The 26,726-nt window shown below is 38.8% G+C and carries 27 protein-coding genes and 1 other annotated feature (1 of these 28 cut by a window edge); of the genes, 12 read left to right on the plus strand and 15 right to left on the minus strand.

The window, feature by feature from the left end; translation table 11 throughout:
- Nucleotides 1-133, minus strand: a binding site (T-box leader) (it extends 87 nt beyond the left edge of the window).
- Nucleotides 134-578: 445 nt separating this feature from the next.
- The 4 genes from AC5WOF_RS00955 (at nt 579) to AC5WOF_RS00970 (ending at nt 5,916) form a co-directional block, all read left to right on the plus strand.
- Entirely contained in the window at nt 579-1,409 is an 831-nt protein-coding gene (locus tag AC5WOF_RS00955) for a PRD domain-containing protein (RefSeq protein WP_496048082.1), read from the plus strand.
- A 107-nt stretch (nt 1,410-1,516) separates the two neighbouring features.
- A complete protein-coding gene (locus AC5WOF_RS00960) occupies nt 1,517-3,373 on the plus strand; it encodes a beta-glucoside-specific PTS transporter subunit IIABC (RefSeq protein ID WP_496048083.1) in 1,857 nt (618 codons plus the stop codon).
- Nucleotides 3,374-3,392: 19 nt separating this feature from the next.
- Complete coding sequence (locus AC5WOF_RS00965) at nt 3,393-4,847, plus strand: glycoside hydrolase family 1 protein (RefSeq protein ID WP_496048807.1); 1,455 nt, start codon at nt 3,393-3,395, stop codon at nt 4,845-4,847.
- A 133-nt stretch (nt 4,848-4,980) separates the two neighbouring features.
- Nucleotides 4,981-5,916 (plus strand): 2-keto-3-deoxygluconate permease, encoded by a 936-nt coding sequence (locus AC5WOF_RS00970; protein ID WP_496048084.1) that lies wholly within the window; start codon nt 4,981-4,983, stop codon nt 5,914-5,916.
- 68 nt (nt 5,917-5,984) lie between these two features.
- On the opposite strand, the gene AC5WOF_RS00975 is transcribed toward AC5WOF_RS00970, so the two are convergent.
- From AC5WOF_RS00975 to AC5WOF_RS01020, 10 genes are all read right to left on the minus strand, one after another.
- Entirely contained in the window at nt 5,985-6,932 is a 948-nt protein-coding gene (locus AC5WOF_RS00975) for an aminopeptidase (protein ID WP_496048085.1), read from the minus strand.
- A 19-nt stretch (nt 6,933-6,951) separates the two neighbouring features.
- Entirely contained in the window at nt 6,952-7,626 is a 675-nt protein-coding gene (locus AC5WOF_RS00980) for an AroM family protein (protein WP_496048086.1), read from the minus strand.
- A 12-nt stretch (nt 7,627-7,638) separates the two neighbouring features.
- Entirely contained in the window at nt 7,639-8,586 is a 948-nt protein-coding gene (locus AC5WOF_RS00985) for a DUF1177 domain-containing protein (RefSeq protein WP_496048087.1), read from the minus strand.
- A 24-nt stretch (nt 8,587-8,610) separates the two neighbouring features.
- The gene (locus AC5WOF_RS00990) at nt 8,611-9,576 is read right to left on the minus strand and encodes an ABC transporter ATP-binding protein (RefSeq protein WP_496048088.1); all 966 of its coding nucleotides are present in this window, start codon (nt 9,574-9,576) and stop codon (nt 8,611-8,613) included.
- Nucleotides 9,573-10,556 (minus strand): ABC transporter ATP-binding protein, encoded by a 984-nt coding sequence (locus AC5WOF_RS00995; protein ID WP_496048089.1) that lies wholly within the window; start codon nt 10,554-10,556, stop codon nt 9,573-9,575. Before AC5WOF_RS00995 ends, AC5WOF_RS00990 begins: the two co-directional genes overlap by 4 nt.
- Nucleotides 10,557-10,570: 14 nt before the next feature.
- Nucleotides 10,571-11,827, minus strand: coding sequence for a M20 family metallopeptidase (locus AC5WOF_RS01000; RefSeq protein WP_496048808.1), 1,257 nt, complete (start codon nt 11,825-11,827; stop codon nt 10,571-10,573).
- A 54-nt stretch (nt 11,828-11,881) separates the two neighbouring features.
- Nucleotides 11,882-13,450, minus strand: coding sequence for an ABC transporter substrate-binding protein (locus AC5WOF_RS01005; protein WP_496048090.1), 1,569 nt, complete (start codon nt 13,448-13,450; stop codon nt 11,882-11,884).
- Between the two features lie 39 nt (nt 13,451-13,489).
- Nucleotides 13,490-14,383 carry an ABC transporter permease gene (locus AC5WOF_RS01010; protein WP_496048091.1) on the minus strand — a complete coding sequence of 298 codons (894 nt, stop codon included), beginning with the start codon at nt 14,381-14,383 and terminating at the stop codon, nt 13,490-13,492.
- Nucleotides 14,384-14,401: 18 nt separating this feature from the next.
- Entirely contained in the window at nt 14,402-15,412 is a 1,011-nt protein-coding gene (locus AC5WOF_RS01015) for an ABC transporter permease (protein WP_496048092.1), read from the minus strand.
- A gap of 83 nt (nt 15,413-15,495) precedes the next feature.
- The gene (locus AC5WOF_RS01020) at nt 15,496-16,260 is read right to left on the minus strand and encodes an IclR family transcriptional regulator (protein ID WP_496048093.1); all 765 of its coding nucleotides are present in this window, start codon (nt 16,258-16,260) and stop codon (nt 15,496-15,498) included.
- Between the two features lie 308 nt (nt 16,261-16,568).
- Here AC5WOF_RS01020 and AC5WOF_RS01025 point away from each other — a divergent pair, with 308 nt between their 5' ends.
- From AC5WOF_RS01025 to AC5WOF_RS01040, 4 genes are all read left to right on the plus strand, one after another.
- A complete protein-coding gene (locus AC5WOF_RS01025; protein ID WP_496048094.1) occupies nt 16,569-16,904 on the plus strand; it encodes a hypothetical protein in 336 nt (111 codons plus the stop codon).
- A 36-nt stretch (nt 16,905-16,940) separates the two neighbouring features.
- The gene (gene speE / locus AC5WOF_RS01030) at nt 16,941-17,783 is read left to right on the plus strand and encodes a polyamine aminopropyltransferase (protein ID WP_496048095.1); all 843 of its coding nucleotides are present in this window, start codon (nt 16,941-16,943) and stop codon (nt 17,781-17,783) included.
- Between the two features lie 279 nt (nt 17,784-18,062).
- Nucleotides 18,063-18,821 carry an HAD family hydrolase gene (locus tag AC5WOF_RS01035; protein WP_496048096.1) on the plus strand — a complete coding sequence of 253 codons (759 nt, stop codon included), beginning with the start codon at nt 18,063-18,065 and terminating at the stop codon, nt 18,819-18,821.
- A gap of 279 nt (nt 18,822-19,100) precedes the next feature.
- Nucleotides 19,101-20,204 (plus strand): NUDIX hydrolase, encoded by a 1,104-nt coding sequence (locus tag AC5WOF_RS01040; protein WP_496048097.1) that lies wholly within the window; start codon nt 19,101-19,103, stop codon nt 20,202-20,204.
- Between the two features lie 352 nt (nt 20,205-20,556).
- Here AC5WOF_RS01040 and AC5WOF_RS01045 read toward each other — a convergent pair whose 3' ends face one another.
- From AC5WOF_RS01045 to AC5WOF_RS01060, 4 genes are all read right to left on the minus strand, one after another.
- Nucleotides 20,557-21,018, minus strand: a complete 462-nt coding sequence (locus AC5WOF_RS01045; protein WP_496048098.1) for a DUF2690 domain-containing protein — start codon at nt 21,016-21,018, stop codon at nt 20,557-20,559.
- A gap of 324 nt (nt 21,019-21,342) precedes the next feature.
- Nucleotides 21,343-21,495: a hypothetical protein gene (locus AC5WOF_RS01050; RefSeq protein WP_496048099.1), complete on the minus strand. Its 153-nt coding sequence runs from the start codon at nt 21,493-21,495 to the stop codon at nt 21,343-21,345.
- A 66-nt stretch (nt 21,496-21,561) separates the two neighbouring features.
- Nucleotides 21,562-21,912, minus strand: a complete 351-nt coding sequence (locus AC5WOF_RS01055) for a hypothetical protein (RefSeq protein WP_496048100.1) — start codon at nt 21,910-21,912, stop codon at nt 21,562-21,564.
- A gap of 13 nt (nt 21,913-21,925) precedes the next feature.
- Nucleotides 21,926-22,309, minus strand: a complete 384-nt coding sequence (locus tag AC5WOF_RS01060; protein ID WP_496048101.1) for a hypothetical protein — start codon at nt 22,307-22,309, stop codon at nt 21,926-21,928.
- Nucleotides 22,310-22,594: 285 nt separating this feature from the next.
- Between AC5WOF_RS01060 and AC5WOF_RS01065 the strand changes: the two genes are divergently transcribed.
- The 4 genes from AC5WOF_RS01065 to AC5WOF_RS01080 all read left to right on the plus strand — a co-directional run bounded on the left by AC5WOF_RS01065 (nt 22,595) and on the right by AC5WOF_RS01080 (nt 25,380).
- The gene (locus AC5WOF_RS01065; RefSeq protein ID WP_496048102.1) at nt 22,595-23,935 is read left to right on the plus strand and encodes a helix-turn-helix domain-containing protein; all 1,341 of its coding nucleotides are present in this window, start codon (nt 22,595-22,597) and stop codon (nt 23,933-23,935) included.
- A 200-nt stretch (nt 23,936-24,135) separates the two neighbouring features.
- Nucleotides 24,136-24,423 carry a nucleotidyltransferase family protein gene (locus tag AC5WOF_RS01070; protein WP_496048103.1) on the plus strand — a complete coding sequence of 96 codons (288 nt, stop codon included), beginning with the start codon at nt 24,136-24,138 and terminating at the stop codon, nt 24,421-24,423.
- Nucleotides 24,420-24,749: a HepT-like ribonuclease domain-containing protein gene (locus AC5WOF_RS01075; RefSeq protein WP_496048104.1), complete on the plus strand. Its 330-nt coding sequence runs from the start codon at nt 24,420-24,422 to the stop codon at nt 24,747-24,749. Before AC5WOF_RS01070 ends, AC5WOF_RS01075 begins: the two co-directional genes overlap by 4 nt.
- Nucleotides 24,750-25,191: 442 nt before the next feature.
- Nucleotides 25,192-25,380, plus strand: a complete 189-nt coding sequence (locus tag AC5WOF_RS01080; protein ID WP_496048105.1) for a hypothetical protein — start codon at nt 25,192-25,194, stop codon at nt 25,378-25,380.
- Between the two features lie 114 nt (nt 25,381-25,494).
- Here AC5WOF_RS01080 and AC5WOF_RS01085 read toward each other — a convergent pair whose 3' ends face one another.
- Nucleotides 25,495-26,706, minus strand: coding sequence for an MFS transporter (locus AC5WOF_RS01085; RefSeq protein ID WP_496048106.1), 1,212 nt, complete (start codon nt 26,704-26,706; stop codon nt 25,495-25,497).
- Nucleotides 26,707-26,726: the final 20 nt, after the last annotated feature.

The raw sequence follows: 26,726 nt of genomic DNA on the forward strand, positions 1-26,726 counted from the left end.
ACGCCAAAGGCTACTTGTTATTCCCCTCTGGAGCGATGAAGCGAGTTCACATATCCCTCAGGTTGACTTGCACCAGTACGTCAACTCTCTAAACTGAGAGAAACAAGCTACTACTCTCCATCCTAGCTTCACTCATGATATTGCCATCATTATGCCCTGCTTTGAAGACAATGTCAAGAAGATTGCGGATTGGTTGTGCTTTTTCCTGTCGAAATAAAAATGTAACATACACTGTTGTTTCTAGTTAAGATCATAAATCTTGAACGATGTCATTATCAAAACAAACTACCTATATGTGACACATTGTTATTGTCAATTGGATTATCATATAAATGAAAAATGATAATCTGTAGCCTCCTATCATTTAGCAATTGACAAACCTCTTGATCGACAACTATAATACGAAATAGATAGTGGAAGCGTATACATTTCATTTTGTTGTTTGGAAGTGCTTGAAATGAAATTTTGTATTTTATGATCAAAATAAAATAAATGGACTGTTACTGACTCGATCAGGCATGACCAAGATAAGTGTTTACTCACTTGTTTTGGTCATTTCTTGTTTAGGAGGTGAACAAATGAAGGTAATAAAAAAGATTAATAATAATGTCGCCCTGGCAATCAACGATAAGAAGGAAGAAGTATTGGTTGTTGGCAAAGGATTAGGTTTTAAAAAAACCCCTTATGAAATAACCGATGCCGATATTGTTGAAAAAATATATGTCTCTCCTAAAAATATTAAAATGTTTGATTTGCTTAATGATATTCCTATTGAAGATATTTATTTAGCTGAAGAAATCATTAAAGCTGGTAAACAGATATTATCAACTGAACTTAATCCCAACTTAATTCTTACATTATCAGACCATATCAGCTTTGCACTTCAAAGGAGTAAAGAAAATGTCCAAGTCAAGAGCCCCTTAGAATGGGAAGTAAAAACCTTATATCCCGAAGAAACAAGAGTCGGTAAAAAGGCTCTAGAAATTATCAAAGAGCAAACAAATATCCTTTTGCCACCATCAGAGATTACCTTTATCGCCCTTCATTTTATAAATGCTCAAATCGGCTCTGGTGAAATGAGTGAAACAACAAAAATAACAAAGATTACAGGCGAAATTTTATCCATTATCAAATACTACTATAAAATGGATTTTGATGAAAATGCACTCCACTTTACAAGGTTTGCTACCCATATTCGGTATTTTATCATCAGACACATGACTGCAAATTCTTTAAAAGGTGAAAATGAAGCTCTTTTTCAGATGGTAAAGGAAAAATACCCTACTGATATAAAATGTGTAGAAAAAATCGAGACATTTTTACAGACTCACTATCAGTGGGAATGTTCCAATGATGAAAAATTATATTTGGTTTTACACATTCATCGATTAGCACAATCAAATAAATAATGGACTGTTACTGACTCGATCAGGCATGACCAAGATAAGTGTTTACTCACTTGTTTTGGTCATTTTTTTTCTCACAAACGATATAAACCAAAAAGGAGAGGTTGACAATGGCTCAGGTAGGGTTAGCATCCAAAATCTTAGAATTGATTGGCGGAAAAAACAACATTTCACAATTCACTCATTGTGCAACTCGTCTAAGATTTGTTTTAAAGGATGATACAAAAGCCGATGTGCATGCATTAGATGCACTTGAAGGCGTCTTAAAATCGCAAAATAAAGGGGGACAATTACAAGTAGTAGTAGGTGAAAAAGTAGAATCCCTTTATGAACAAATAAGAGAAATAGCCCATATTACAAATCACGATGAGGCAGAAAAAAGAAAAAAAGGCTTTTCGATTAATCAAATCTTTGAAACGATTGCTAGTATTTTCACTCCTTTGTTACCAGCTTTAGTAGGTTGTGGCATGGTCAAATGTCTATCTACTATTATCACAGCAATGAAATGGATCGATCCAAAGTCAGGTTTTATTGCCATATTCGATATGATCGGTGATAGTATTTTCTATTTCTTACCGTTCTTCTTAGCCGTGAGTGCAGCAAGGAAATTTAAAACAAATGAGTACCTAGCAATAGGTTTAGCCGCTGCATTGTTACATCCTACCATTTTAGATGCTGCACAGAATATAGCTAAGACAGGAGTTACAACGATTGACTTTTTAGGCCTGCCAATCCTATTGGTTAAATACTCTTCATCTGTTATCCCCATCATATTGTCCGTTTGGCTATTGAGTTATGTTTACAAGATGGTAGATAAAGTGATTCCGGAATTTTTAAGAGTAATTCTCACACCAATGATCGTACTGCTGATCATGATCCCACTCGAATTAATCGTCATTGCTCCTTTCGGTTCCTATGTAGGAAATTGGTTAACTATAGGAATAAATGCTTTGTTTGCAACATTTGGAGTAGTTGCAGGTGCATTGTTAGGTTTCTTTAAACCGATAATGGTTATGTTTGGTATGCATTATGCTATTATGCCTATGCAAATTCAACAAATTGCGGAAGTAGGATATACGGTTTTGATGCCAAGTGCATTAGGCGCAAATCTGGCACAAGCTGGAGCTGCTTTGGCAGTATTCTTTTTAACAAAGAGCAAAGCAATGAAATCTGCTGCTGGAACAAGTGCCATTACAGCAGCTTTTGGAATTACAGAACCAGCTATATATGGGGTAAACCTAAAATATAGAAGACCTTTCTTTGCAGGATGCGCAGCAGCAGGTATAACGGGAGGATTTTATAGTTTTGTTCATGCTAAATCAACAGCGATCGCATTACCAGGACTGCTGAGCCTCTCCTCTTATGAAGCAGATAAATACATGTATATCATTATCGGGTGTATCATGGCAGCTCTATTAGGATTCTTATTCACTTTAGCTGTTGGTATTAAAGAAGATGACACATCAAAGATAGAAAAAGAAAAAAAGAAGACGGATATTGCCCTAACCCGCGAATTTTCCATTATGAGTCCTTTAGCTGGCGAAGTAAAAGACTTGGCAGAAGTGGATGATAAAACATTTTCACAAGAGTTAATGGGAAAAGGAATTGCTATTATCCCTTCTAATGGCAAGGTATATGCTCCGTTTGAAGGTACTGTCGATGCCATTTTTAAAACAAAACATGCCCTCGGGCTAAAATCAAATACTGGAGTAGAGGTTTTGATTCACATTGGAATCGATACCGTAAATCTGGATGGTAAACATTTCACTGCCCATATTGAACAATCACAGAAGATGAAGTTAGGAGATTTATTAATCGAATTTGATGTAGATGCTATTAAAAAAGAAGGCTATGACATCATCACACCGATCATCGTGACAAATAGTGATGACTACTTAGCTGTCCTCCCTGCAACAACAGGATGGATAAAAGAAAAAGAGGAACTGCTCAAAGTAATAAAAGCATAGAAAGGAACCGGTGAAAGAAATGACAACAGGATTTCCAGCAGACTTCTTATGGGGCGGAGCTTTATCCGCATGTCAGGCGGAAGGGGCATATAACGAAGATGGTAAATCAATGACCATCCCAGAAGTAATGAAATTTAATCCCAAAAATGACCGTAAGATTACAAAGCAAATGCAGATTACGATGGAGATGATCCAAGAAGCGAAAAATGATCCAGATATAATCAAATACCCTAAACGAAGAGGAATCAATTTTTATCACACTTACAAAGAAGATATTGCCTTATTTGCAGAAATGGGATTTAAAGTATTCCGCTACTCCATATCTTGGGCTCGTGTATTTCCAAATGGTGAAGATGCAGCACCTAACGAAAAAGCATTGAAATTTTATGATTCATTAATCGATGAATGCTTAAAACACAACATGGAACCACTGATAACCATTTCCCATTTTGATATGCCAATTGTACTAATCGAAAAATTTGGTGGTTGGTATAACGAAAAATTGATAGATTTGTATGCCAAATACTGTAGAGTACTCTTTGAAAGATATAAAGGAAAAGTAAGATATTGGGTAACATTTAATGAAATCAATATGAGCGTAAAAGCAGGCCCCAAAACCTTAGGAATTATAAATGAAGGGCAGGAAAACTATGAGGAGATGTTATTTCAAGGGCTCCATCATCAGTTTGTTGCCGCTGCAAAGGCGACAAAGCTAGCTCATGCAATAGATGCAGAAAATAAAATAGGCAGTATGGTCGCTTATTTCACTACTTATGCTTATACCTGCAAACCAGAAGATGCGCTGCAAATGCAACGAGATGATCAAATGAAAAACCTATTTTATCTAGATATTTTGAATAAGGGTAAATATCCATACTATGCAAAAACGTACTTCAAAAAACATCATATTCATCTGAGCATAAAAGAGGAAGATTTAGCAATCCTAGCAGAAAATACAGCAGATTTTGTTGGAATGTCTTATTATAACTCCATGATTTCAAGCAGTGATACAAAACAATTGAAATTGACATCAGGAAATGTTCACAGCGTCTATAAAAATCCACATTTAGCTGAAAATGAATGGGGATGGCAGATTGATCCTATTGGATTACGTTATACTTTGAATTCAATATATGACCGCTTTGAATTACCCATATTTATCTTAGAAAATAGTTCTGGATTTCTCGATACATGGAATGAAGATGGCACCATCCATGATCCATATCGAATTGAATTTTTACAACAACATATCTTACAAATGAAATTGGCATTGGAAGATGGTGTGGAAGTGATTGGTTATACAATGTGGGGACCTATAGATATGATTAGCTCTTCCACCTCAGAAATGACAAAGCGTTATGGATTCATCTATGTAGATCAAGATGACTATGGGAATGGTTCCATGAAAAGAGTGAGAAAGGATTCTTTTTATTGGTATAAAAATGTTATTTCTACGAACGGTGAAGAAATATAACAATTTGGGCTCATCTCTAGCGAAATTCAAGTGGCAATCCTGATTTTGCCACTTGAAGCTTTTCGCTGTTTTCTTTATGCCTTCCTATTTTGTTGTTCTATCATCGAATTCTATTTCTAATAAGGAGCAGAAAATGGATATTTTAAACAGAATAAAGAAAATACCCGGTGGATTACTGATTATTCCCATGCTGATCACAGCAGTTATCCATACTGTTTTTCCACGTGTATTAGAAATAGGTGATCTTACAAGTGCTGTTTTCACCACCAAAGGAACAATGACCTTGATTGCATTGATGTTATTTATTTCAGGCAGTCAATTTAAGCTATCACAAGTTGGTATTACCCTGAAAAGAGCAGGAATTTTATCTGTATCGAAAATCGTTTTGAGTTGGGTATTTGGTTGGTTATTTATCACCTATTTTGGTATAGATGGCTTTTTGGGAATCTCCGCAGTGAGTTTTATTGCAACGATTACAAGCTGTAATCCGGGGTTATATCTGGCATTAATGAATACTTATGGAGACGATATTGACTCTGCTGCTTTTGGTATCTTAAATTTAATAGCTGTTCCCATTATACCTGTTATGATTTTAAACACCGCGAATGGAACAGGAATCGATTACTTGAGTATTTTAACTACCTTACTGCCATTCTTATTAGGTATCCTACTTGGAAATTTAGATGCCAATATCCAAAAAATGTTTTCCCCTGGTACAGTGATTCTTTTGCCTTTCTTAGGTGTAAGTTTTGGATCTTATATTGATTTGAAGGTAGCATTCCAATCCGGTTTATCCGGGATCATATTGACATTTATTTATTTGGTTATCTGTATGCTGCCATTGATATATATCGATAGATTCTTATTAAAAAGACCAGGATATGCAGCCGCAGCTACCTGTTCAGTGGCGGGAATTTCGCTCGTTGTTCCTACTCTTGCAGCTAGCATAAATGCCGTATATAAACCATATATAGAAATTGCAATTGCACAGATTGCCTTTGCTGTAATCCTTACTTCGATCCTCTCTCCGTATATTACAAAATCAATTGCTCATAAATACAAAAAATAATGGTACGAATCAAAAAAAGTGCTTATCGGGTTCACAAAATTACTCCGATAAGCACTTTTTTCTAACATTCAATCCACCATAGGAATTCCTCTATCGATAAACTTCTTTCCATCCAAATATACATCAGGCTCTTTAATCACCAAATCAATGTGAACGCCAGCCTCAATTTGTCCACCGAACGTCGCATTGCTTCCAAATGCAAGATGGATGGTACCATATACTTTTTCATCTTCTAACACAACACCAGTTATTCTCGCCTTATCATTGGTCCCGATTCCAAATTCGGCAAGTTGTCTGCTCTTTTCAGAATGAAGCAGTGTCAGGAGTTGTTCTGCTGCTTCACCTTGTACATTTACTAATTTACCCTCTTCCAGCGTAAGCCATAAGGGAGAATCTAATATCCCGATGTCCGCAATCGAACCATCTACTTTAATTTTACCAGTGGCAGTCCCTTCTACTGGTGCTATGTATGCCTCGCCTGATGGAAGATTGCCAGAATCACCTCGACCCGTAAGCACTCCGGTACTAGGAATACCATGACGATCCGCGATGGAGAACGTCAATGTTTCCCCATCTTTTTCAATTGTCACTTCTCTACTGTTCTCTAGATAGGCTGTGACTTTTTCCGTTAAAGCTTTTACTTTTTGGTAATCAGCGGTGATCGCTCCGTGGTAAAACATATCTTCCGTGATACCTGGCATGGTGGCAACTCTAGTACCCATTGCAACAGCTTCTTTGCGAGCAGTTGTATGAGTGAGAGAATGTTCCGTAATACAGACTACCGCGTCTGCTCGTTTCATCGCTTCTGCTACAGGCAGCGGTGGCTCTTGTCCTGATTTCTGTCTTTCTTCCATTAAGAATAGCATGGACTCAGCACCGATACGCTGTCCCGCTTGATGCAATTGCTGTGCTAATTGTATTTTTTGGCTATCTGTTACTACCAAAAAAAGTTCATTTTCCTTTAGCCCAAGGCAATCTTCTAACAGTTTTACACTTACTTCTATGGAATCTGACATTTGTTCTCAAATCCCTTCCTCAAACTAACTCTGACATCAATTTTACAACTAATGCATTCGATAATATCACAGGGAGACCCGAGATTTCCATTACTTCTGCTTTCATCTGCTCATCATATCCCATACAATCCATCAACAATATTTCTGCACCTTGCCTTTGAAGTTCTTGTACTGCTCGCTTAAAATCAGCTCGCTCACCGGTGTAAGGAGAAGCAGCAGCGATAAAGGGAGAAAGCCCTACTTCTGCCCACTTTTCTTCTATCGAACCAATCTGTTCTAAGAGAGGAACGATCACACCTAGCCTTCGATTTTTGATCAAGGCAGAAACGACAGGAGGAATGAGACGATCCGGCTCTAGCAGTACACTTTTTTTGGTCGCTAAGTTCTCGAAAACACCTGTACACAATACGAGAATAGGGTCACATTGATCCTCTTCGAGCTGGTAAATCTTTTGCTGTAACAAAGATTCAATCTTATGCCTTGCTACCACAACAGAGTCACTAGTCGCCAAACGGGTGGTCAAAACATAATCCCCTTCTAAAGGAGATAAAGTTTGATCAATCACCGCTTTATGCAAACCATCCAGTGCACCAGCTTGGATCACTTCTACACCCGAGAGGTGCCTCTGTAAAATAGGTTGCACGTCTGTACGAGGTGCTTGTCCTATTGTTACAATTCCTACTTTTCTTGCCACCCTGCATCCACCTCATCCGTTTACGGTCTGGTTTCCTGCTGTTTGAAGAACCTTCATCGAGCCATATAATTTTTCCAATCGATCAAAATCTCCCTGATCATAAAACACGCAAGTACCATTGGTGTATTCTTTCGCTACTTCTACTGCATAGCGAACAGCTTGAGCAATATCTACTTCATGACTAGCACCTGTTCCACATCCTGGAACCATCGATTGTGCCGTTACCGCCACGCCAACTACTGGAGCATCTGTGGCAACAGCTGGCTGCAAGATACTATTTACATGATAGACATCATTGCCATAAGGAGTGATATCTTGCATCGTTATCGGAAAAGTAACCGGATACTGCCCTGTTGTCATCTCCATAATTCGCAGTAAATCCTCACTCACACGCAAAATATATCCTTCTTTCACCGTTGGAGAAATGGCGATTCCTTTGTGGTTGATGACACGATTTCCTTTTGTAGTATCAATTGATAAAATAGCATCCATCTCATCAGACACTTCATATTGATTCATCGTCAAAATATCCACCGGAGAATCCATAAAATCTACCGGATCATGTGGAAGCGTAGGTGCATCTGGGCAAATGTGCGTAGCGATCAGGACATCACCTGTCAATCGATCGCCCTTCTGCGCCATATCTGCTAGTTTCAAAGCACTAGCTACGGCTGCAATCGCACCATCACCGTCTGATACGAGTCCAATACGGTTTGGACGTGCTCCAATTCCACCTAATCTGCCGACTACCCCTAATGTAGGTGCAGTTCCACCACTTGCTTTTCCATCTGTTCCTTTGATTCGAATTTGAATAAAATCAGTAGAACCGCCTTCTCCTTTTACTGTTTGCACCTTTACTTCTACTTGCTCATTTTCAGCAAAAAGAGATTTCACTTTCTCCCCTGTTACATTGGCATCATCTAATGCTTCAAAAGCTATAATTGTATGTTTTAAAGACATATCTTTATACCTCCTCTTTGCGGTTTATTCATATAAGTGACATGCAACTTGTCGCCCTTCTGAAACTTCTTGCCATCTGGGAACAATGGATTTACACACATCCATCGCAACAGGACATCTGGTATGAAAAGCACAACCTTTTGGAGGGTTCAACGCACTAGGAACATCGCCAGATAACACGATTTGCTCCCTTTTTGCTTCTGGATCAGGTACAGGAACCGCAGACATCAGAGCTTTGGTATAAGGATGTAGTGAATCTGCAAATATCTCTTCTGTCGGGGCTAGTTCCACCAATTTCCCAAGGTACATCACCCCTACCCGATCACTAATAAATTTCACTACAGAAAGGTCATGGGAAATAAACAGATAAGTGAGAGAAAACTTTTCTTGTAAGTCTTTCATCAGATTTAATACTTGTGCTTGAATCGAAACATCTAAAGCGGATACTGGTTCATCACAGACAATAAATTTTGGATTTAACGCCAATGCACGAGCAATTCCAATCCGCTGCCGTTGACCACCGGAAAATTCATGGGGAAAACGCCCTGCTTGTTGCGGCGATAGACCAACGAGCTCCATCAGCTCCGTAACTCTTTGTTTGATTTCTGTTTTTGACTTTTTGCCATGCGTAAGCAAAGGCTCTTCCAGCACCTGTTGAACCGTCCATCTCGGATCTAATGATGCGTAAGGATCTTGAAAAATCATCTGCATATTTGTTCGAAAAGAACGCAGTTTATCTTTCGCTAATTTACGGATATCCACCCCATCAAAGACAACTTCCCCTTCTGTCGGCTCCAAAATGCGAAGGAGTGCCCTGCCAGTTGTCGATTTCCCGCAACCAGATTCACCCACTATTCCTAGTGTCTCTCCTGCTTGCATCTCAAAGGAAACTCCATCAACAGACTTTACTTCTCCAACCTGTCTTTGAAAAAATCCTTTTGTGACCGGAAAATGTTTTTTTAAGTTTCTCACTTGCAGCAAAGCACTCATGATGGAATCCCCTCCTTTTCGTATAGATGGCAGCGACAGTTATGCCCATCTGTGATATCAAGCAAATCTGGATTACTTGTCTCACACTTATTCATACGAAACTCGCAGCGTGGTGCAAAACGACAACCGACAGGCATTTCATCAAGAACTGGCACTTGTCCTGGAATCGAGTTCAGCCTGTCTCCTTCACTGGTAAGTTGGGGCAAAGAAGCTAATAAACCTTTGGTATAGGGGTGTTTTGGGTTTTTAAACAACGATTTCACATCTGTTTCCTCTACCACTTGACCAGCATACATCACCACAACTCGATCACACATTTCAGCAACAACTCCAAGGTCGTGGGTAATCAGCATGATCGATGTACCTTTCTCTCGTTGCAGCTGACGCATCAAGTTTAATATTTGCGCTTGAATGGTCACATCCAAAGCTGTAGTTGGTTCATCAGCTATCAAAATTTTCGGCTCACAAGCCATCGCGATTGCAATCATCACCCGTTGACGCATTCCACCTGAAAGCTGATGTGGATACTCATCTACTACTGATTCAGGACGAGAGATACCCACCTTTGTCAGCATTTCAACCGCATATGCCTTGGCTTCTTTTTTGGAGAGGTTCGTATGAAAACGAATTGCTTCCATTATTTGATCCCCTACTTTAAAGACCGGATTTAAAGAAGTCATCGGTTCTTGAAATATCATCGATATTTCACTTCCCCGCATTTTTCGTAACTCTGATTTGGACATCGCTAAAACATCTTTCCCTTCCAGCGAAATACTACCAGAGGATACTTTACCGATCCCTTTAGGCAAAAGCTGCATAATGGAAAGTGATGTCACGCTTTTTCCACAGCCAGATTCCCCAACAATCCCAAGAATTTCACCCTTTTTTAATTCCAAGTTGACGCCATCTACGACATGCACTAGACCCGCATCCGTATGAAACTGTGTTCGTAAATCTTCTACCCGAAGTAGAGTCTCCATGCGTGCCCCTCCTTTTATTTCACTCCCAAATACTTCAAAGAGGTAAGTGCATATACTTTTGCTGCTTGAATGACTTGCTCTATCGGCGCACGTTCGTTATAAGAATGAATCGTAGGCAAGTCCGCTGGTCCATATTGCAAGACAGGAATATGATGGGACCGGAAATGTCTCGCATCACTAGAAGCCCATTGCAATACACCATATGCATCCTTTTGACTCACCACTTTGATGCTCTCTACCAAAGTGGAGACGATTTCATCCGTTGGAGGGGTCCAGTTTGCTGTACTTTGAAATCCAATAGGTCGAACTTTTGCTTCAATCCCAGCATCTGCAAGCAATTTTCTCACCCTTGGGAGCATTTTTTCGTTTTGAACCCCAAATGGTAAACGTGTATCCACTTGAATCACAACGTGGTCTGCGATAACATTTGCTTTGGTTCCGCCATGAATGGTTCCGATGTTTACCGTTATATGATCCAGAACATCACTGGTATCCGTCTCTTCCCGCTCACGAATATAAGCTTTCGTAATTTCGATGATTTCTTTCATTTCATCTGGAATTGTCACTTCAAAATTCCAGATATTTTGCAGTACTTCAATTGCTTTAACCGCTTTTAAAATCGCACTATCACCAATCACTGGGGATAGACTGCCATGTCCTGGAGTTCCTTCCATCTCTACCTCAAACCAACAGCTGCCTTTTTGTCCGATCGTCGGATGTTGAGGATGAGATGGTTCTGCAATGATGGCAGATGTTCCATGGATTAAATTACGATCTAACACCCAAGGAACCCCGTACTCTCCACCGGTTTCTTCATCTGGCACCACAAGCAAAGAGAGTTTACCTGCAAGCGGTATATCAAGCTGCTTGAACAATCCCATTGTAAAAATCAGTCCTGCAAGGCCGCATTTCATATCGCTTGCCCCACGGCCGTGGATATATCCATTTTCGATGTGACCAGAAAACGGATCAAAATCCCACTTCTCGATGTCCCCAACTGGTACGACATCGGTATGTCCGCATAAAATCAAGTGCTTATCTTCGTTATCATCTCCAATGGAAGAGATCAGATTGAACATGTTGGGGTTCGATTCATGTACTTCTGTTTCAATCCCAAAAGCAGCTAAGTATTTCCTAATAAAGCCACTGATCTCACTTGTATCTCCTGGTGGATTTTCGGTATTCATCTGCAATAAAGTGGAGCAAAGGGTAAGTAAGTCATCTTTTTGCCGTTCGATTTCATCTACTACTTTTTGTTGAAGATCCACGATTTCACACTCCTATGGAAAAGGTCCCCCCAAGCTAAACTTGAGGGGAATCATTATTTATTTGGATAGCGGGAAGAAACGGATACATTCATCTGGATACAAGGTATAACCTTTGACTTCTTTCTTTAATCCGACAACGCGGTTATATTCATACAGATAAGCCCAAGGTGCATCTGCATTGATTAGTACTTGCATTTGTTTATACAATTCTTCGCGTTTTTGCTTATCTTTCTCTAGTTCAGCTTGATCCCAGAGCTTGTCTACCTGTGGATTGTTATAGCCAAAGGCATTGGAAGAGCCTTTGCTATATAACAACAGTCCAAGATGATAGCCAGGATCATTCACAAAGGAAGTCCATTTGGAAATATAAGAAGTCAGCGTTTTTTGGTTCAATGCAGTTAAAAATTCAGGGCGAGCCATTGGTTTGATGTTCATTTTTACCCCAATTTTTTGCAACTCTGCTTGGATGAGAACAGCGTCATCTTTCCAGTCATCAAAACCAGAACCTAATGTGAAATCAAACGAAAAGCCATTTGGAAGACCTGCTTCTTTAAGCAGCTGTTTTGCTTTGTTTAAATCATGTTTATAGACAAATCCTTCTTCCGTATACCCAGGCATACTGCTAGGGATGGAGCTCTTCAATTGTTTTGCTTGGTCATACATCACGTCGTGTACCAATTGATCATATGGGATTGCGTAATTGATCGCTTGACGCACTTTTGGATTATCAAAAGGTTTCACTTTTTCATTAAAAGCAAAATACAAAATACGGTTACTTGGTGTAGAAGTTACATTGAGTTTTGTGTTTTGCTTAATGCTATCCACATCTTTGGGAGGGATCTCGATAGCAAGATCGACATCACCTTTATTTAGCATCATGACACGGTTAGAAGGCTCTTTGATAAACTTCATCGTTACTTTGCTAACTTTTGGAGAACCTTGCCAGTAGTTCGTATTGGCAGTAAGGACTGCTTGGGAAGCTGGGTCCCAAGATTCTACTTTGTATGGACCAGAACCAGCAGTATTGGTTTTTAAGTAATCTTTGCCTTTTTCTTTCACTTCTTTGCCATCGATGATAGAAAAGGTATACATCGCAACCATTTGAAGGAATAGATGATTAGGACGATTTAGTTCGAAAACAACTGTTTTATCGTCTTTTGCTGTTACCTTTTTAATAGAAGCCATTTGGTACATAAAGCTGCCATTTTGGGAGTTTTTCACATGATCCATCGAGTAAACAATGGATTCTGCATCTACTGGATTCCCACTTTGGAACTTGGTATCACGCAATGTAAAGGTATAGGTTTTTTCATCAGCAGAAACATTCCATTCTTTTGCGAGCATTGGCTTGATATCTTCTGTATTTGCTTTTTGATTGCCATTTTCTGTTTTGACCCCATATGTCACCAATTGATCATAGGCGTTCATGGTCATCGTGTCAGAAGTAAGATCACTCGCTTCTGCTGGATCAAGTGTTTGTCCACCATCCGAATAAGCGATGGTCATGGTCTTTCCTGTATTTTGATTTCCTTGATTGGAGTTTGCATTTGATGCACAACCAGTTACAACCAATGCCCCTGTCAGCAGTAGGGCTAGTGAGGACATCCATTTTTTCTTGCCCAGCATTGAATACACTCCTTTATCAGATAGGTAATTTTATATATTTCATTTACTTGAGCGAAGTCGAGGATCTAAGACATCTCGTAAACCATCACCAAGTAGATTGAAACCAAGGATAGAAGTTGCAATTGCTAGACCAGGAAAGGTAACGAGCCACCACTGACCTGTGATGATATACTCCCTGCCTTCCGAGATCATCGCTCCCCACTCTGCAGTAGGTGGTTGGACGCCTAAACCTAAAAAGCTCAAACTAGAAGCAACTAGGATGGCAAAACCCATACCAAGTGTGGCATGTACCAAAATAGGACCCAAGGTGTTAGGGAAAATATGCCGAAACATAATCGTAGAATCTTTCACCCCAATGGCTCTACTCGCTTCTACAAATTCTTTCTCCTTTAATGTGATCGTCTGCCCAAACATCAATCGGGCAAACTCTGGTATTCCAACAATACCAACAGCGATCATGGCACTGATTAATCCAGGACCGAGAGAAGCAGCGATTGCCATCGCTAAAATCAAAGACGGAAATGCGAGCAAAACATCCATACAGCGCATAATGAAATTTCCCAACTTTCCTCCATAGAAAGCGGCAATCGCTCCAAGAGGAACCCCGATGATAAAAGATATCCCTACACCAATTAACCCAGTCCAAATGGATATTCGTGAACCATAGAGAATTCGGCTTAAAATATCACGACCATAATTATCTGTTCCAAGCCAATGTGCAGCAGTAGGGCCCTGCAATTTAGATAACGTATCCGTGTCAGTCGGGGAATGAGGCGAGAGGAACGGTGCTACAATCGCAAGTAATGTCCAACCGACGATAAAAAACAAACCAATTACTGCTAAGCGATTACGGATCAAAAGGGTTAAAAACGTTTTCTTTTTTTGCTTTTTCTTCACCGAAACAGTTGTGAAGGCTGCATCTGCTGCGGGCATCTTTTTCCTCCTTCCTATTTACTCGTATCGAATACGCGGATCGAGCACTCCATATAAGACATCTACCAATAGATTTACGACGCTAAATACAATCGCACTGATTAGCGTAAATGCTTGGATAGGTGCATAATCGGTAGCCAAGATGGAATCCGTTATATATCCACCGACTCCAGGCCAACTGAATATGGTCTCCGTTATGACCGCACCGCCGATCAAAAACCCAAACTGCAAACCGAGTAATGTTAAAGTTGGAATAAACGCATTGCTCAAAGCATGTTTCATAATCACTTTGGACTCGCGCATCCCTTTTGCTCTAGCTGTTCGAATGTAATCTTGGCCGATAACTTCCAACATACTCGAACGCATCATTCTGGCGACAATTGCCATCGTGCCGGTACTTAAACAAATAGCTGGCAAAATCAAATGCAAGAGTGAATCTTTCAGCGCAACCATGTCTCCTGAAAACAAACTATCGAGCACATAAAGTCCTGTGATATGCGTTGGGGCATTAATCCCATCGCTGATCCTCCCCATCGGTGCCGGAAAGATACTCCATTTGGAATAGAAAAGAAAAATAAGCATCAATCCTAACCAAAAAATAGGAACACACGCCCCGATCAAAGAAAATATCCGCGAAATATGATCCAAAATGGACTCTTTTTTCACTGCCGCAATAATCCCTACTGGAATCGCTATCAAAATCGCAATAAAAATACTAGCTAAGGTAAGCTCCAATGTTGCTGGCAGTCGGGAAGCAAAATCTTGTAAAACGGTGTGACCAGTATGCCAAGCTGTACCGAAATCTCCTTGAAACAGCTTCTTCACATAATTCACGAATTGAATAGTAAAAGGTTGATCTAGACCTTGCTCCACTCTTATCTTGGCAATGACATCAGGTGGAGCTTGTTCACCAGCAATCATGACGGCTGGATCACCCGGAAGGACACGTGACAATACAAATGTGATGAGAATGATTCCGATGAAACCAGGAATCATGTACAAAATCCGTCTGAGGATATATCCAAACAACGAACTTACCTCCTTCTTATGTAGAATTTTATATATTTTGCAGCTAAAAAAATTCCACTTGCAACCTTATAATTTTGTCATTCTTAAATCTTGGCAATTCTCAGACGATGAAAATAATCTTGTATCTTCATTCCATCTTCTTTTAACAGCACCAACAAAGACTCGATCTGATCTTCTTTCGCCCGATATGCAGGACCAGAAATTGTCAGCGAAGAAAAAACTTCGTTGCGGTAATTAAAGAGAGGAATCGCGATGCCAAAGACCGATTCCGTATACTCTCCAACGGAATAACACCAGCCTTTTTGGCGAATATCAATCAAATCCCGCCTTAATTTCTCTTCATCGACAATGGTGTTAGGTGTCACTGGCTTTAATCCTTTATCGATGATCTGTTTTTGTTGTTCTTCGGACAAAAATGCCATGATCACTTTATTGGAAGCACCCGCGTATAACTGTGTTCTACTTCCTATCGAGACGGCATATTTTATGATCTGCTGACTTTCTGCAATATCCATACATACTCCCTCTTGTCCATCCAAAACGGTAAAAAAAACAGATTCCCCGCCTTTTTTAGAGATACGCTCGAGAATAGGATGAATGAGATCATTCAGATGAATCTTTTCCTGTACCATCTGCCCATACTCCCAAAACCCAATTCCAAGCTCATACTTTTGCGTCTGTGGGTCCTTCATCAAAAAACCCTTTTTTTCAAAGGTTGACAAAATTCGTTGGACAACAGAATGACTCATCTCACATTCTTTTGCTAACTCCCGAACTCCCCACGAAGGAGTTTCTCTCGTGAAAAATTCCAATAAAAACAATGAATTATCCAAAGTTTTTAAGCTCATATCATCACCTGTACCTATATTAGAATCATTGTTTCTATTTTGGTTAAAATGATTATATTAAAAACTAAAAATAATATCTATAAAATTTTTCTAGAATAAATATCCAACTCGTTTTCTAAAATGCCTAAAAAGCCTCTGGAGAGATCCAAAGATTTAGAACCAATTTCATTTTTATACAAATAAAAATCAAACATGAATTTATAACAATTTTCCGATAAAGTTCAGTCCTTAAAGCAATACTTATTTACTTGATTCTGTGTTTATTTATATAATGAAATTCACAACTTCTGGGAAAACAGGTGGATTCCATGACATTCTTCGATCCCGACAACCAAATTTTTAGACCCTCTGCAATCGGTGGCAAACTGATAATGGATCGTGAAAAAGGAAAATTATCTTACTTTCACTTCGATATCACCATGCCTGCTGGAGTCAGAGTAAATGCTGCTGTAAGTCGTACGATTTATTTAGTCGGTGCAGGAATCACAGGTACCATAACATTTACTGTCGATGGAGGTGGAATCATAAAGTACTGGGGAAGCTACAACGGGGAAAAGGTGAATCATACCTTCTCTTTCTACAAAGGAAAAGCACTCAAAGATGTATACATCGGATGGTCCATTCGTAGTAGGAAAAACTTCTAACCTTTGCTGACCACACTACAGAAAAGGAGCTTTATCATGACTGCTTATACCCACCAAATAAACGGCGAAACTTGGCTCGTTGAAGACGATCGAGATAACTTAAAAATCAGTTATCGACTAAAAGAGATTGTCGTGGAAGAACAATCTGAATTTCAACATGTAATGATTGTCGATTCCTACGATTTTGGGCGTACCTTGGTACTAGATGGTGTCGTTCAAACAACTACTGCTGATGGACATATTTATAATGAAATGATCACACATGTACCCTTGGCTATTCATCCAAATGCAAAGAAGGTATTGCTCATCGGCGGAGGAGATTGTGGAGCGGCTCATGAAGTTGCCAAATACGAACAGGTTGAAACCATTGATCAAGTGGAGATCGATCAAACTGTCGTAAAGCTGTGCCTTGAATATCTTCCAGAAGTATCTGGAAGATTATCTGATCCAAGAGTCCATTTTCACTTTACAGATGGCATGAAATATGTAAAAGAACATCAGGATGAATATGATGTCATCATCATAGACTCCTCTGATCCAGTCGGTCCAGGAGAAGCACTTTTCACCAAAACGTTTTACCAAGACGTCTATCAAGCGTTAAAAGCAGATGGTTTAATGGTCTGCCAAAGCATGTCTCCTTTTTTGAATAGAGAAATCACTGCTCAGACCTATGAGCGAATCGGAGAAATCTTTGCGCATCGTAAATTGTATATAGCCACTGTCCCTACATATCCAGGAGCATTATGGAGCTTTACGATAGGTTCTAAAAAACACCACCATATCAACATTGATACATTTGATAAGCAAACCAAATATGTGAACTGCAATATTTTACATAATTGTTTTCAGTTACCCGCATTTCTTCATGAATTTGAATGATTCAGACAAAAAACGCACTTATTCAAAAATCCAAGGTGGTACTCACCCCTTGGATTTTTTATGTTATCTTGCTAATTTGCTATGTTTTTTATTTTAGCAATAATCTCCTCTGCTTTATCCCTCATAGGAGCTTGTATAGGAGAACAAGGCACCTCTTTATCAATTTTAACGACACCGTTCTTTTTTTGTGTAAACCAATTCCACTTTTTGAAATTTTCATTTTCATTTGTTAGAATAACATTAAAAGAAGCCTCTTTGATCCTAAGGAGCATAATGTCTTTGTTTGAAGCATTCGATCGGTATACCGACCCATCGAAGGAAACCATGCAAGCGATGATAGATCGCGCAGAGGGCATCCTTTTCGACATGGATGGAGTACTTGTTCGGCTCTTTGGATCGTACCCAGCGTTCGAAATAGCTCATGACCTGAAACGAGAACTTCGGAGATATGGGCTTTTGCCAGAAGAGGCGTTGCTGGTAGATGATTCATTTGAAATCCTTCGATCAGTAGTTCGTACTTGGCCTGAATGCCATATTCCTAGATGGGTAAACTGGCTGACTGGAAAGGAAATTTCGGCAGCATGTGATGCTCCACCCATTGCTTTTGTGGACCAATTGCTCCAAGAGCTTAAACTAGAAAACAAAGCCTTGGCAATAACAACCAACAACCACTTCGATGCTGCTTACACGGTTATTAACAAAAATGGATGGCAGGATTACTTTGAAAGAAATGTCTTCGGTAGGGTTGATTCAGAATTGCGATCCCTTAAGCCTGACCCTAAAATCCTCCGAGATGCGATGCGCCAGTTGCGGCTAAAACCTACGCAATGTTTGATGATTGGTGATTCGCCAACCGACTATCAAGCAGCAGAGGCAGCTGAAGTTCCCTTTCTCGGCTATGCAGATACTTTTCAGGGAGCTATGCGACTCTATGATGCAGGAGCCGAGACAGTTATTCCAGACTACACTCCATTGTTGAAGTTGTATATGGAATACATCGAAAATGATTATGGGTTTATGTACCCAAAAAATAGATAAACGGTTCGCCCATTATCACACTCTTCTAGCTTTCCACATGGAAGCAAGAGAATTTTCGTCGTATCTACTTGACGTACCCTGATGTTGCTCAGATCGTCCTGAAAAAGAAACAGAGAATAGATTATTTAATCCCTTAATGGGAACACACGACCGGCTGATTACTTTGTATCAGCCGGTCAGTCCATTTTAGACACCCAAAATTAATTCCTGTCGTTAGCAATGAGATAAAATACAGTAAATTTTGTATAATAAGTATACATAGATATGTGGAGGGGTTGGATGACTTTAACAGGTGTATTTGAAAATGTAGTTGCAAATCTTATTGCTGCTGCCCTTGTCGGAGGGGTCGCTTATTTGCTTTTGTATTTGCGAATGTCAGGCGTATTCCAAATAATCCGCCGTCTGATCCATCCAGATGAGCGTGTATTTTTTCTTGAGAGCCACTCTATTAAAACATTAAAAAAAACAAAAGTGTCCCCTTTCCACTCCCCTATCACAAAGCTGGAACGGGATTATCTTGTCGAGTTTTACGCAAAAAGAAACGGCTCAAATCCACATAATGGGGCTTGTGTTCGCTTAGATAGAATTGGAAACACAGATACAGGATTAGAAATGCAAATTTCATTGGTCGATTTTTTTGATTTTATCGCTACCAACTTAACTGTTTACCCAGCAAATTCACCTATTCGATCTTTTCGAAACCAAATAGCTACCGTAATTCGTTCTTTTCGTCTATTTACTGTCATGGATCAAGTAATTGGGGAAGTAAAAAAGTACAATTCTCCACGAAAAGTAGAGGACGTTTTACTCAATAAATCCTTAGCTAACATTGTTGCCGTAAGTGTGTTGATTGTGGATAAGGAAGGAAAAATCGGGATTGTAAAACGCACAAAAAATGTGGCCATCTCTTCTGGCAGTTATGGAATGGCATGTGCAGGAACTGTAAATGAAGTTGATTTTACGGAAGATGATCCCTTTTTCTCCTGTGTGATGAGAGAACTAGAGGAAGAGTGTAATCTCAAAATAGATCGAGCTCATTTCGACGGAATCGTGGTGCCAACTCAAAAAATGCAGCCTATCTTCCTCTACCATGTGAATTTGGAAAAGACTTGGGAAGAGCACTATCCAGAGATGATAAAAGCAAAAGATTATGCCTTTGAAACAGAGTCTCTCTATGCAGTTCCAGTGGAACATAGTATTCCATTTGCAGCCCAAGCGAGAATGACAGATACGGCTGCTTATCAGATCAAGAAATATGCAGAGAGTAAAGGCTATACTTCTAATTGGTATCTGGATATGATCAAACCAATGAAGAAGAGAAAATTTTTATGCACACAGCCCACCACAATCATTCAAACATATGGAATGGATAAAACAATATGATTTGTTATCGAACACCAGTCCACTCAGGCTGGTGTTTCCTCATCTCTATTTTTTTTCATTCAAAAAAGATTTTATATAAAAATAGACTATAGCCTCTCACATCTACTCTCTATCTTTCATAGTATAAAGAAGAGCCAGAGAGGAGGAAAAGGAGAAAACATAGATTGATGTTGTTCGATGGAGATATTGTTCGTTGTGTAGAAAACCGCACTCATATTTATTTATTAGGAATTTGCACTCATACCCAAAGAATCCAATGGAGTCGCACCATTGGATTCTTTTATTCTACCTTTTACTAGTTAAGTTTCTTCACCAAGGTCACCCAAGATATCCTCTGCAAAAGGAAACGAAATTAAAACCTATCTGTGTTAGCACGATTACCATTTATGACTCCAAAAGCCCAAGATTTATACGGATCTTTATCCCATAATTGTCCAGTGAAGCAAGAATGTTGCCCATAATCAACATTTCCGTTTCCACCTGAGTTATCACAACCTAATGATTTACCATCTTTTCTATAGATCCTTGCATTGCCATAGTCATTATAAGGAGCAGCTTTGTATAAATACACTTTAGCCCAAGCAGTATGACAGTAAGAACTTCCCCATAATTGTACATACCCAATCGTCGTCCCATTACTATTCTTAATGTACTTGGTTTGATATACAAAAGAGCTTTTGGAAGCACAACCAGTTGTATATGGATTGGTACCGTCATATGACAAAGCATCAACCGCTTTTATTGGGACAAAAAAACTAGAAACGACGAGAGCGAATATGAATATCACCGTAATGCCTGTATAATGCATTTTCATGCTAACATCCCCCCTTTAAATTTTTTGAAATCACCATTATAGACTCGACTTAAGCAAAAATTGATACAAATAATCCCAGCGAATTAATATAAGGCACAAGTCTCGCTTTGCTTGACTGGAGCGTCCTTTATGGCTTTTATAATCGACGCAGAAGACACGCGTAACGAGCGAATTTGGTGAAAAATGTTATTATATTTATATCTGAAATATTTGTTATTATCTTCATAATACAATAAGCAAAAATACCGTGTAAATAGAGGGTGATCCGCTTTCAATTAGGTAATATTTTGTATTTTTTCTTTATACATCCATTTCGATATTCCATTAATAAATACAAACTTCCCACGGTTCTACAACATACAAATACGCATAGCACTCTTCATTACGAAATCTACTTCGATACTCATACCGCTTTAACCCGTCCTTTATCGGATCGTAAAATGGAGCAGGAGTAAAACTTAGAAAAATAGTCTTCATCATAACATCTCCCAAAAGAATCTTTATTGTTATTCTAGTATCATCTTGTAGAATCCCTCCTACCATTCAAGTAAGCAACTCCAGCAAATAACGTTCTTGCTGGCGCATATTCTCTAACTCAAAGGTAGAAATATAGGTTATAAGAGACGAATGAAATCGGCTGACTTCTGCTTTTTTTCCATTGCGAATAAACCGATAAAGCTCATCCATTTTCTTTTGAGTTATCCCCTCTAGTCCTTGTTTTAAGTGCAATCTCCCATATCGCAAAAGGATACAGATCGATGTCACGACTTCAGATCGAGTGTTAGCTTCTCGCAGATGGTCAACGAGCGGAACATAGTGTTCTGCCTCACTGCAATAATAAACAAAATATTCCGCTAATTTTTCGCCTATTTTCAATGTATCGTTCAACTCCATTGTTCCCACCCTCTTATTCTCGGATTGGATCAGCGAAGATGTCATAGGATTTTCCATGAATATATGTCATTCCCTCTGACATTTCTATCATTTGGGCATCCAATAAGACAAATTCAAGCTTCTTGCCATCTACTGTTTCGATTTGAACCGTACATTCTTTCCTCTGTTGAGACAAATTTTCTTCTAGCTGCATGACGACATGTGTATTTTGCTGATGATCCAAAACATCAAAACCCTTACTTGCGTTTGGCATCAATCGATATGCTGTGGAATTCACGATAAGCTCCCAAAACCGTTTCACTTTAGCCGTTTTTCCAGATACCATGATTTGAATGATATTTCCACCCAGCAGTGAGGGCAGCTGTGTATTTACACTTTTGTTTTTTGATTTTTCCATTCCAGACCTCCACTATAAATTTAGGCTGATTCCTGTTCGTTCTCTCTTACCACGAATTATAGCGAAAGATATAATTTCCCATCAATAACCAAATTTTAAATGCTTTTTTCTCGGCTAATTGAAGGTTTTCTCTAATCCATCCTCTTCTCTCTTTAAAAAGCTAGATAATCGACCTTTGCTTCAATATAATTCTGAATGATAATTTAAAAACCAATATTTGATAAACATAAAACATTCAACCATAATATTTATACAAACTATAATTAAAAAAAGTGAGGGTAACACATGGACTTTTCAAAAGATTTACCCCTGCTGGCATATATGGCTAGAAAATTTCGCTTGGAGCGTGGACTTTCTTTGGAAAATTTAAGTGATAAAAATATTTCTACTGGGACGATTTCTCATATTGAAAATTTGGAAAGAAACCCTTCTAAGAGTAAAGTGCTGCATCTGTTTCAAAATTTGAATATTAGTGAGGAAGAACTTGAGGAGCTAAAACAAAAGGAGTTAGAGGAAATAGAGACATTAAGATGTAAACTAGAATGCGTAGAGGATTTAATCGATGATGAAGAGTTAGATCAAGCTCAACAACTGCTCACCCGTTATCAACCAACGGAATACCATGCTTTGTTTCCCTATTCACAATATCTACAAGGGTTATACTATTATGGCCTCCAGAATTGGGGAAAAGCAAAAAAAATCTGGAAAGAAACACTTCCTCTTTGTAAAAAACAAACTTTGATTGCCAAACCAAATTTATTGGCAAAGTGCTATAACGAATTGAGCACTTGTTCCTATGAACAAAACAACCTTCAAGAAGCAATTTATTACGCAGATGAAGGGCTGAAACAATTTTCAGAAGAGGAACGAGCCGAAATAAAATACGCGTTAATTGGTAATAAAATCCTATACTTACGAAAATCAGAACGTCGAAAAGAAGCAGTTAGACTAATCAAACAAATATGGCCTTCAATAGATCAAATAAAAAGTGTAAGAGTAAGGTTATTGCTCTATAAATCGCATTGTATTCTTCTTATTGAAAATCAGAAGATAGAGGAAGCGTTGCATTATTGCAAAGAAAGTATCGCAATTACACACCGCAATGTATCGCAAAGAAGTCTCTTGCTTGATTTTCTTAATATATTAGGAAACATTTACCTAAAACAAGAGAAGTATGAGCAAGCATTAGAACATTTTTATCTTGTCCTAGATTTAGACCCAGAAAGAAAATTTTCACGAAGACATGCTGATACCTACACTTATTTAACCAGTCTATATATAACACAACAAGATTGGGTACGAGCTCAAGAATTTATGGAAAAAGCACTCTTAATTGGTAGAGAAATTAATGATGATTTTCGGTTTTCTAAAATTTTAATGGTAGTAGGAATATGGAATCAAAAACAGGAACAATACGAAAAAGCCATCCCATACTTTAAAGAAGCTGTTACCGTTTGTGAAAAACATGAATATGTAAATAGAACATGTAGTGCTGTTTATGAATTAGCAGCATGTTATAATAAAATCGGTAACAAAACAGAATTTTCCCATTGGGCAGAGAAGTTTTATCTTTTACAAAGAAAGATCGGTTGGAACAGAGAGGAAGGTTTTTATGTCTTATTTTAGAGAAGCAATAACAAGTCCAATTAACCAATTGATTGGAGATGGTGAAACTGGAAAGTAATATTATGATTTGATTGAAACACCAGTCCACTCAGGCTGGTGTTTCATTACTACATAGATAGCATAAAAAGTAATTGTTATTCGATTACTCATATGAAATAGTGGCTTGTTGCAAATCTCAAAGGGAAGGTTGTGAAAGTACTATGGTACTACCTAACATAGATCAGCGACTCCAGATGATTAAACCTGTGTTACAAGAAAAATATAAGGTCAAAAAGTTAGGTTATTTCGGCTCTTATGCTAGGGGCGAACAAACAACAGAAAGTGATATTGATATACTTGTCGAGTTTTCTGCCCCAATCGTTCTGGCATTTGTAGAGCTTAAGCAATACTTAGAAGAAGTAATAGGTATAAATGTGGATTTAGTTACAATGAATGCTTTAAAGCCACAGTTGAAGGAAACGATCCTTAATGAGGTTATTTATCAATGAAAAAAACATTATTTTATTTAGAAGATATATTAGAATGCATGAATAAGATAGAAAAATATATATACGGATTAAATTTTGAACAATTTGACGAAAACCAATTAATTATAGAAGCCGTTGTTCGTAATCTAGAATTAATCGGAGAAGCATCAAAATATGTTCCAGAAGAGATACGTTTAAAATACCCTGAAATTCCGTGGAAAAGCATGATCGAACTAAGAAATATTTTCTTTGAAACTGATGAACAGATTATTTGGGAAATTGTTTCTAAAGACTTTAAAAAAACAAAACCAGCAATTGAAAATATTTTGTCCAGATTTAAAGCATAGTCAAATCATTTAGTATAATAATGAGTTGTTCTTTTCCATCAAAAAACCTTTGAGATTCTTCCCAAGGCTTTCCTCTTCGAAGCTCTATCACTTTCAGGTCTACTGCATAACTGTCCACGTTTAATCTGTATTGTTACCAACACAGTTCAAGGCACCCGGAAGGAGATTCCAAGCCTTGGCGAATACCAACTTGTAGGACACCGTCCGATTATCCCTCGGTGAAGGCTGATACTCTCGGCCTAACTTTACCACTCAAACTTAAGGGAAGCATCCTTCCAACCTCATCACTCCTATTCTGCTATGATTGCCTTTGTTACAGGAATCTCACCTTGTTCAGATCATAAAATTTAGTTAAAATTGTAATTGACAAAAAAGAAAAACCCCTAAAGGGAGAGCTGAGCGAATAAATGCTAGATTTTTTCACAAAATTCAAACTGACCTTTTGACTCTACTCCAGCAAATGATGAGTCTCTGTCAACTTCAAGAGGAAGATCCGATTAATGACCAATTTCACAATCGTTTCTTAACCATTAATGAGCAAGTAGATGCTCAAATACTGATGGAACTCCGACTCAATCTCCCCGACAGAGATTTAAAAGCAATGATGAAATCTGATTTACCAAATACATAGGCTGGTTGGATTTTGTTCTTCCAGCCTATTACATACTATTTATCGACAAACCCCATTGATTGCAAACAACCCTCGATTGTTTGGTTCATCTCCCCTTACAGCTTTATAGAAAAGTCAGTCTTTGTTTTTAGGGATTCGATGAACAAGCCAGCAAAGCAATGCCGCTAATCCCATACTTCCTCCAACTGCACAAACACCATTCCACCCCCAAAGACTCCACGCATAGCTGCTAAGGGCAGATCCAAATGATCCGCCAATAAAACAACTAACCATATACACGGTATTTAAGCGGCTGCGCGCCTCTGGCAGCAGCCTAAAAATCCGAGCTTGATTGGCTACCTGAGTTCCCTGCACACCCAAATCGAGCAAAATAACTCCAATAATTAGCCCTACAATCATTTTACCTGTTAACCAAAATGAACCAAACGCTAATAATACTGCAACAATCATCATGCTAACCAAGAAATAAGGTTTCACTCGATCGACCAGACGGCCAATTACAGAAGCAGCTGTTGCCCCCACTACTCCTACTAATCCGAACAACCCAACGACACTGCTACCATAACCATAATCTGGCCCTTCTAATAAGAATGCAAGTGATGTCCAGAAGACACTAAAGCTGCCAAATATGAGCGCTCCGATCAGTGCTGCCTCTCTTAGTGTTCTCTGCTGCACAATCAATTCCACGAGGGACCGGAGCACTTGACCATAGGTCATGCTATTGCTTGTATTGGTCTTTGGCAACCGCCACCACAACATACAAGCAAGTAAGAACATGATTGCTGCTGCAATAAGATACATAACTCTCCAACCCAGTATTTCGCCGATAATACCAGAAATCGTCCGGGCAAGCAAAATACCGATAAGAAGACCGCTCATTACAGTACCAATCACTTTCCCTCGTTCTTTTGACGGTGCCAGTTGTGCTGCCAACGGAATAATGATCTGTGGTACCACAGTCGTGAAACCAACTGCCAAACAAGCTGCATACATCCAACTTAAGTTTTGCGCCGATGCTACGCCAATCAAGGATATCCCAACCGCCAGTGACAAAACTACGATAAGATTACGTTTTTCCTTCATGTCACCAAGAGGAATAAAAAGAAACATACCAAATGCATAACCTATTTGTGTAAGCATGGGAATAAAACCTATTTTGTCGGCAGAAACATGAATGGATCTGCCAATTTCGCCTAACAACGGTTGATTATAATACAAGTTTGCGACCGCCAGTCCACAAGCTACCGACATCAACAAGATAAGTCCTGGAGACAACGGTTTTTCTTCTGGCAAATCGATAGTCGAATCTATTTGTGTCTGACTCATGTTTTCCTCTCCTTATGTGT

The organism is Shimazuella sp. NTD250 (genome assembly GCF_059510375.1).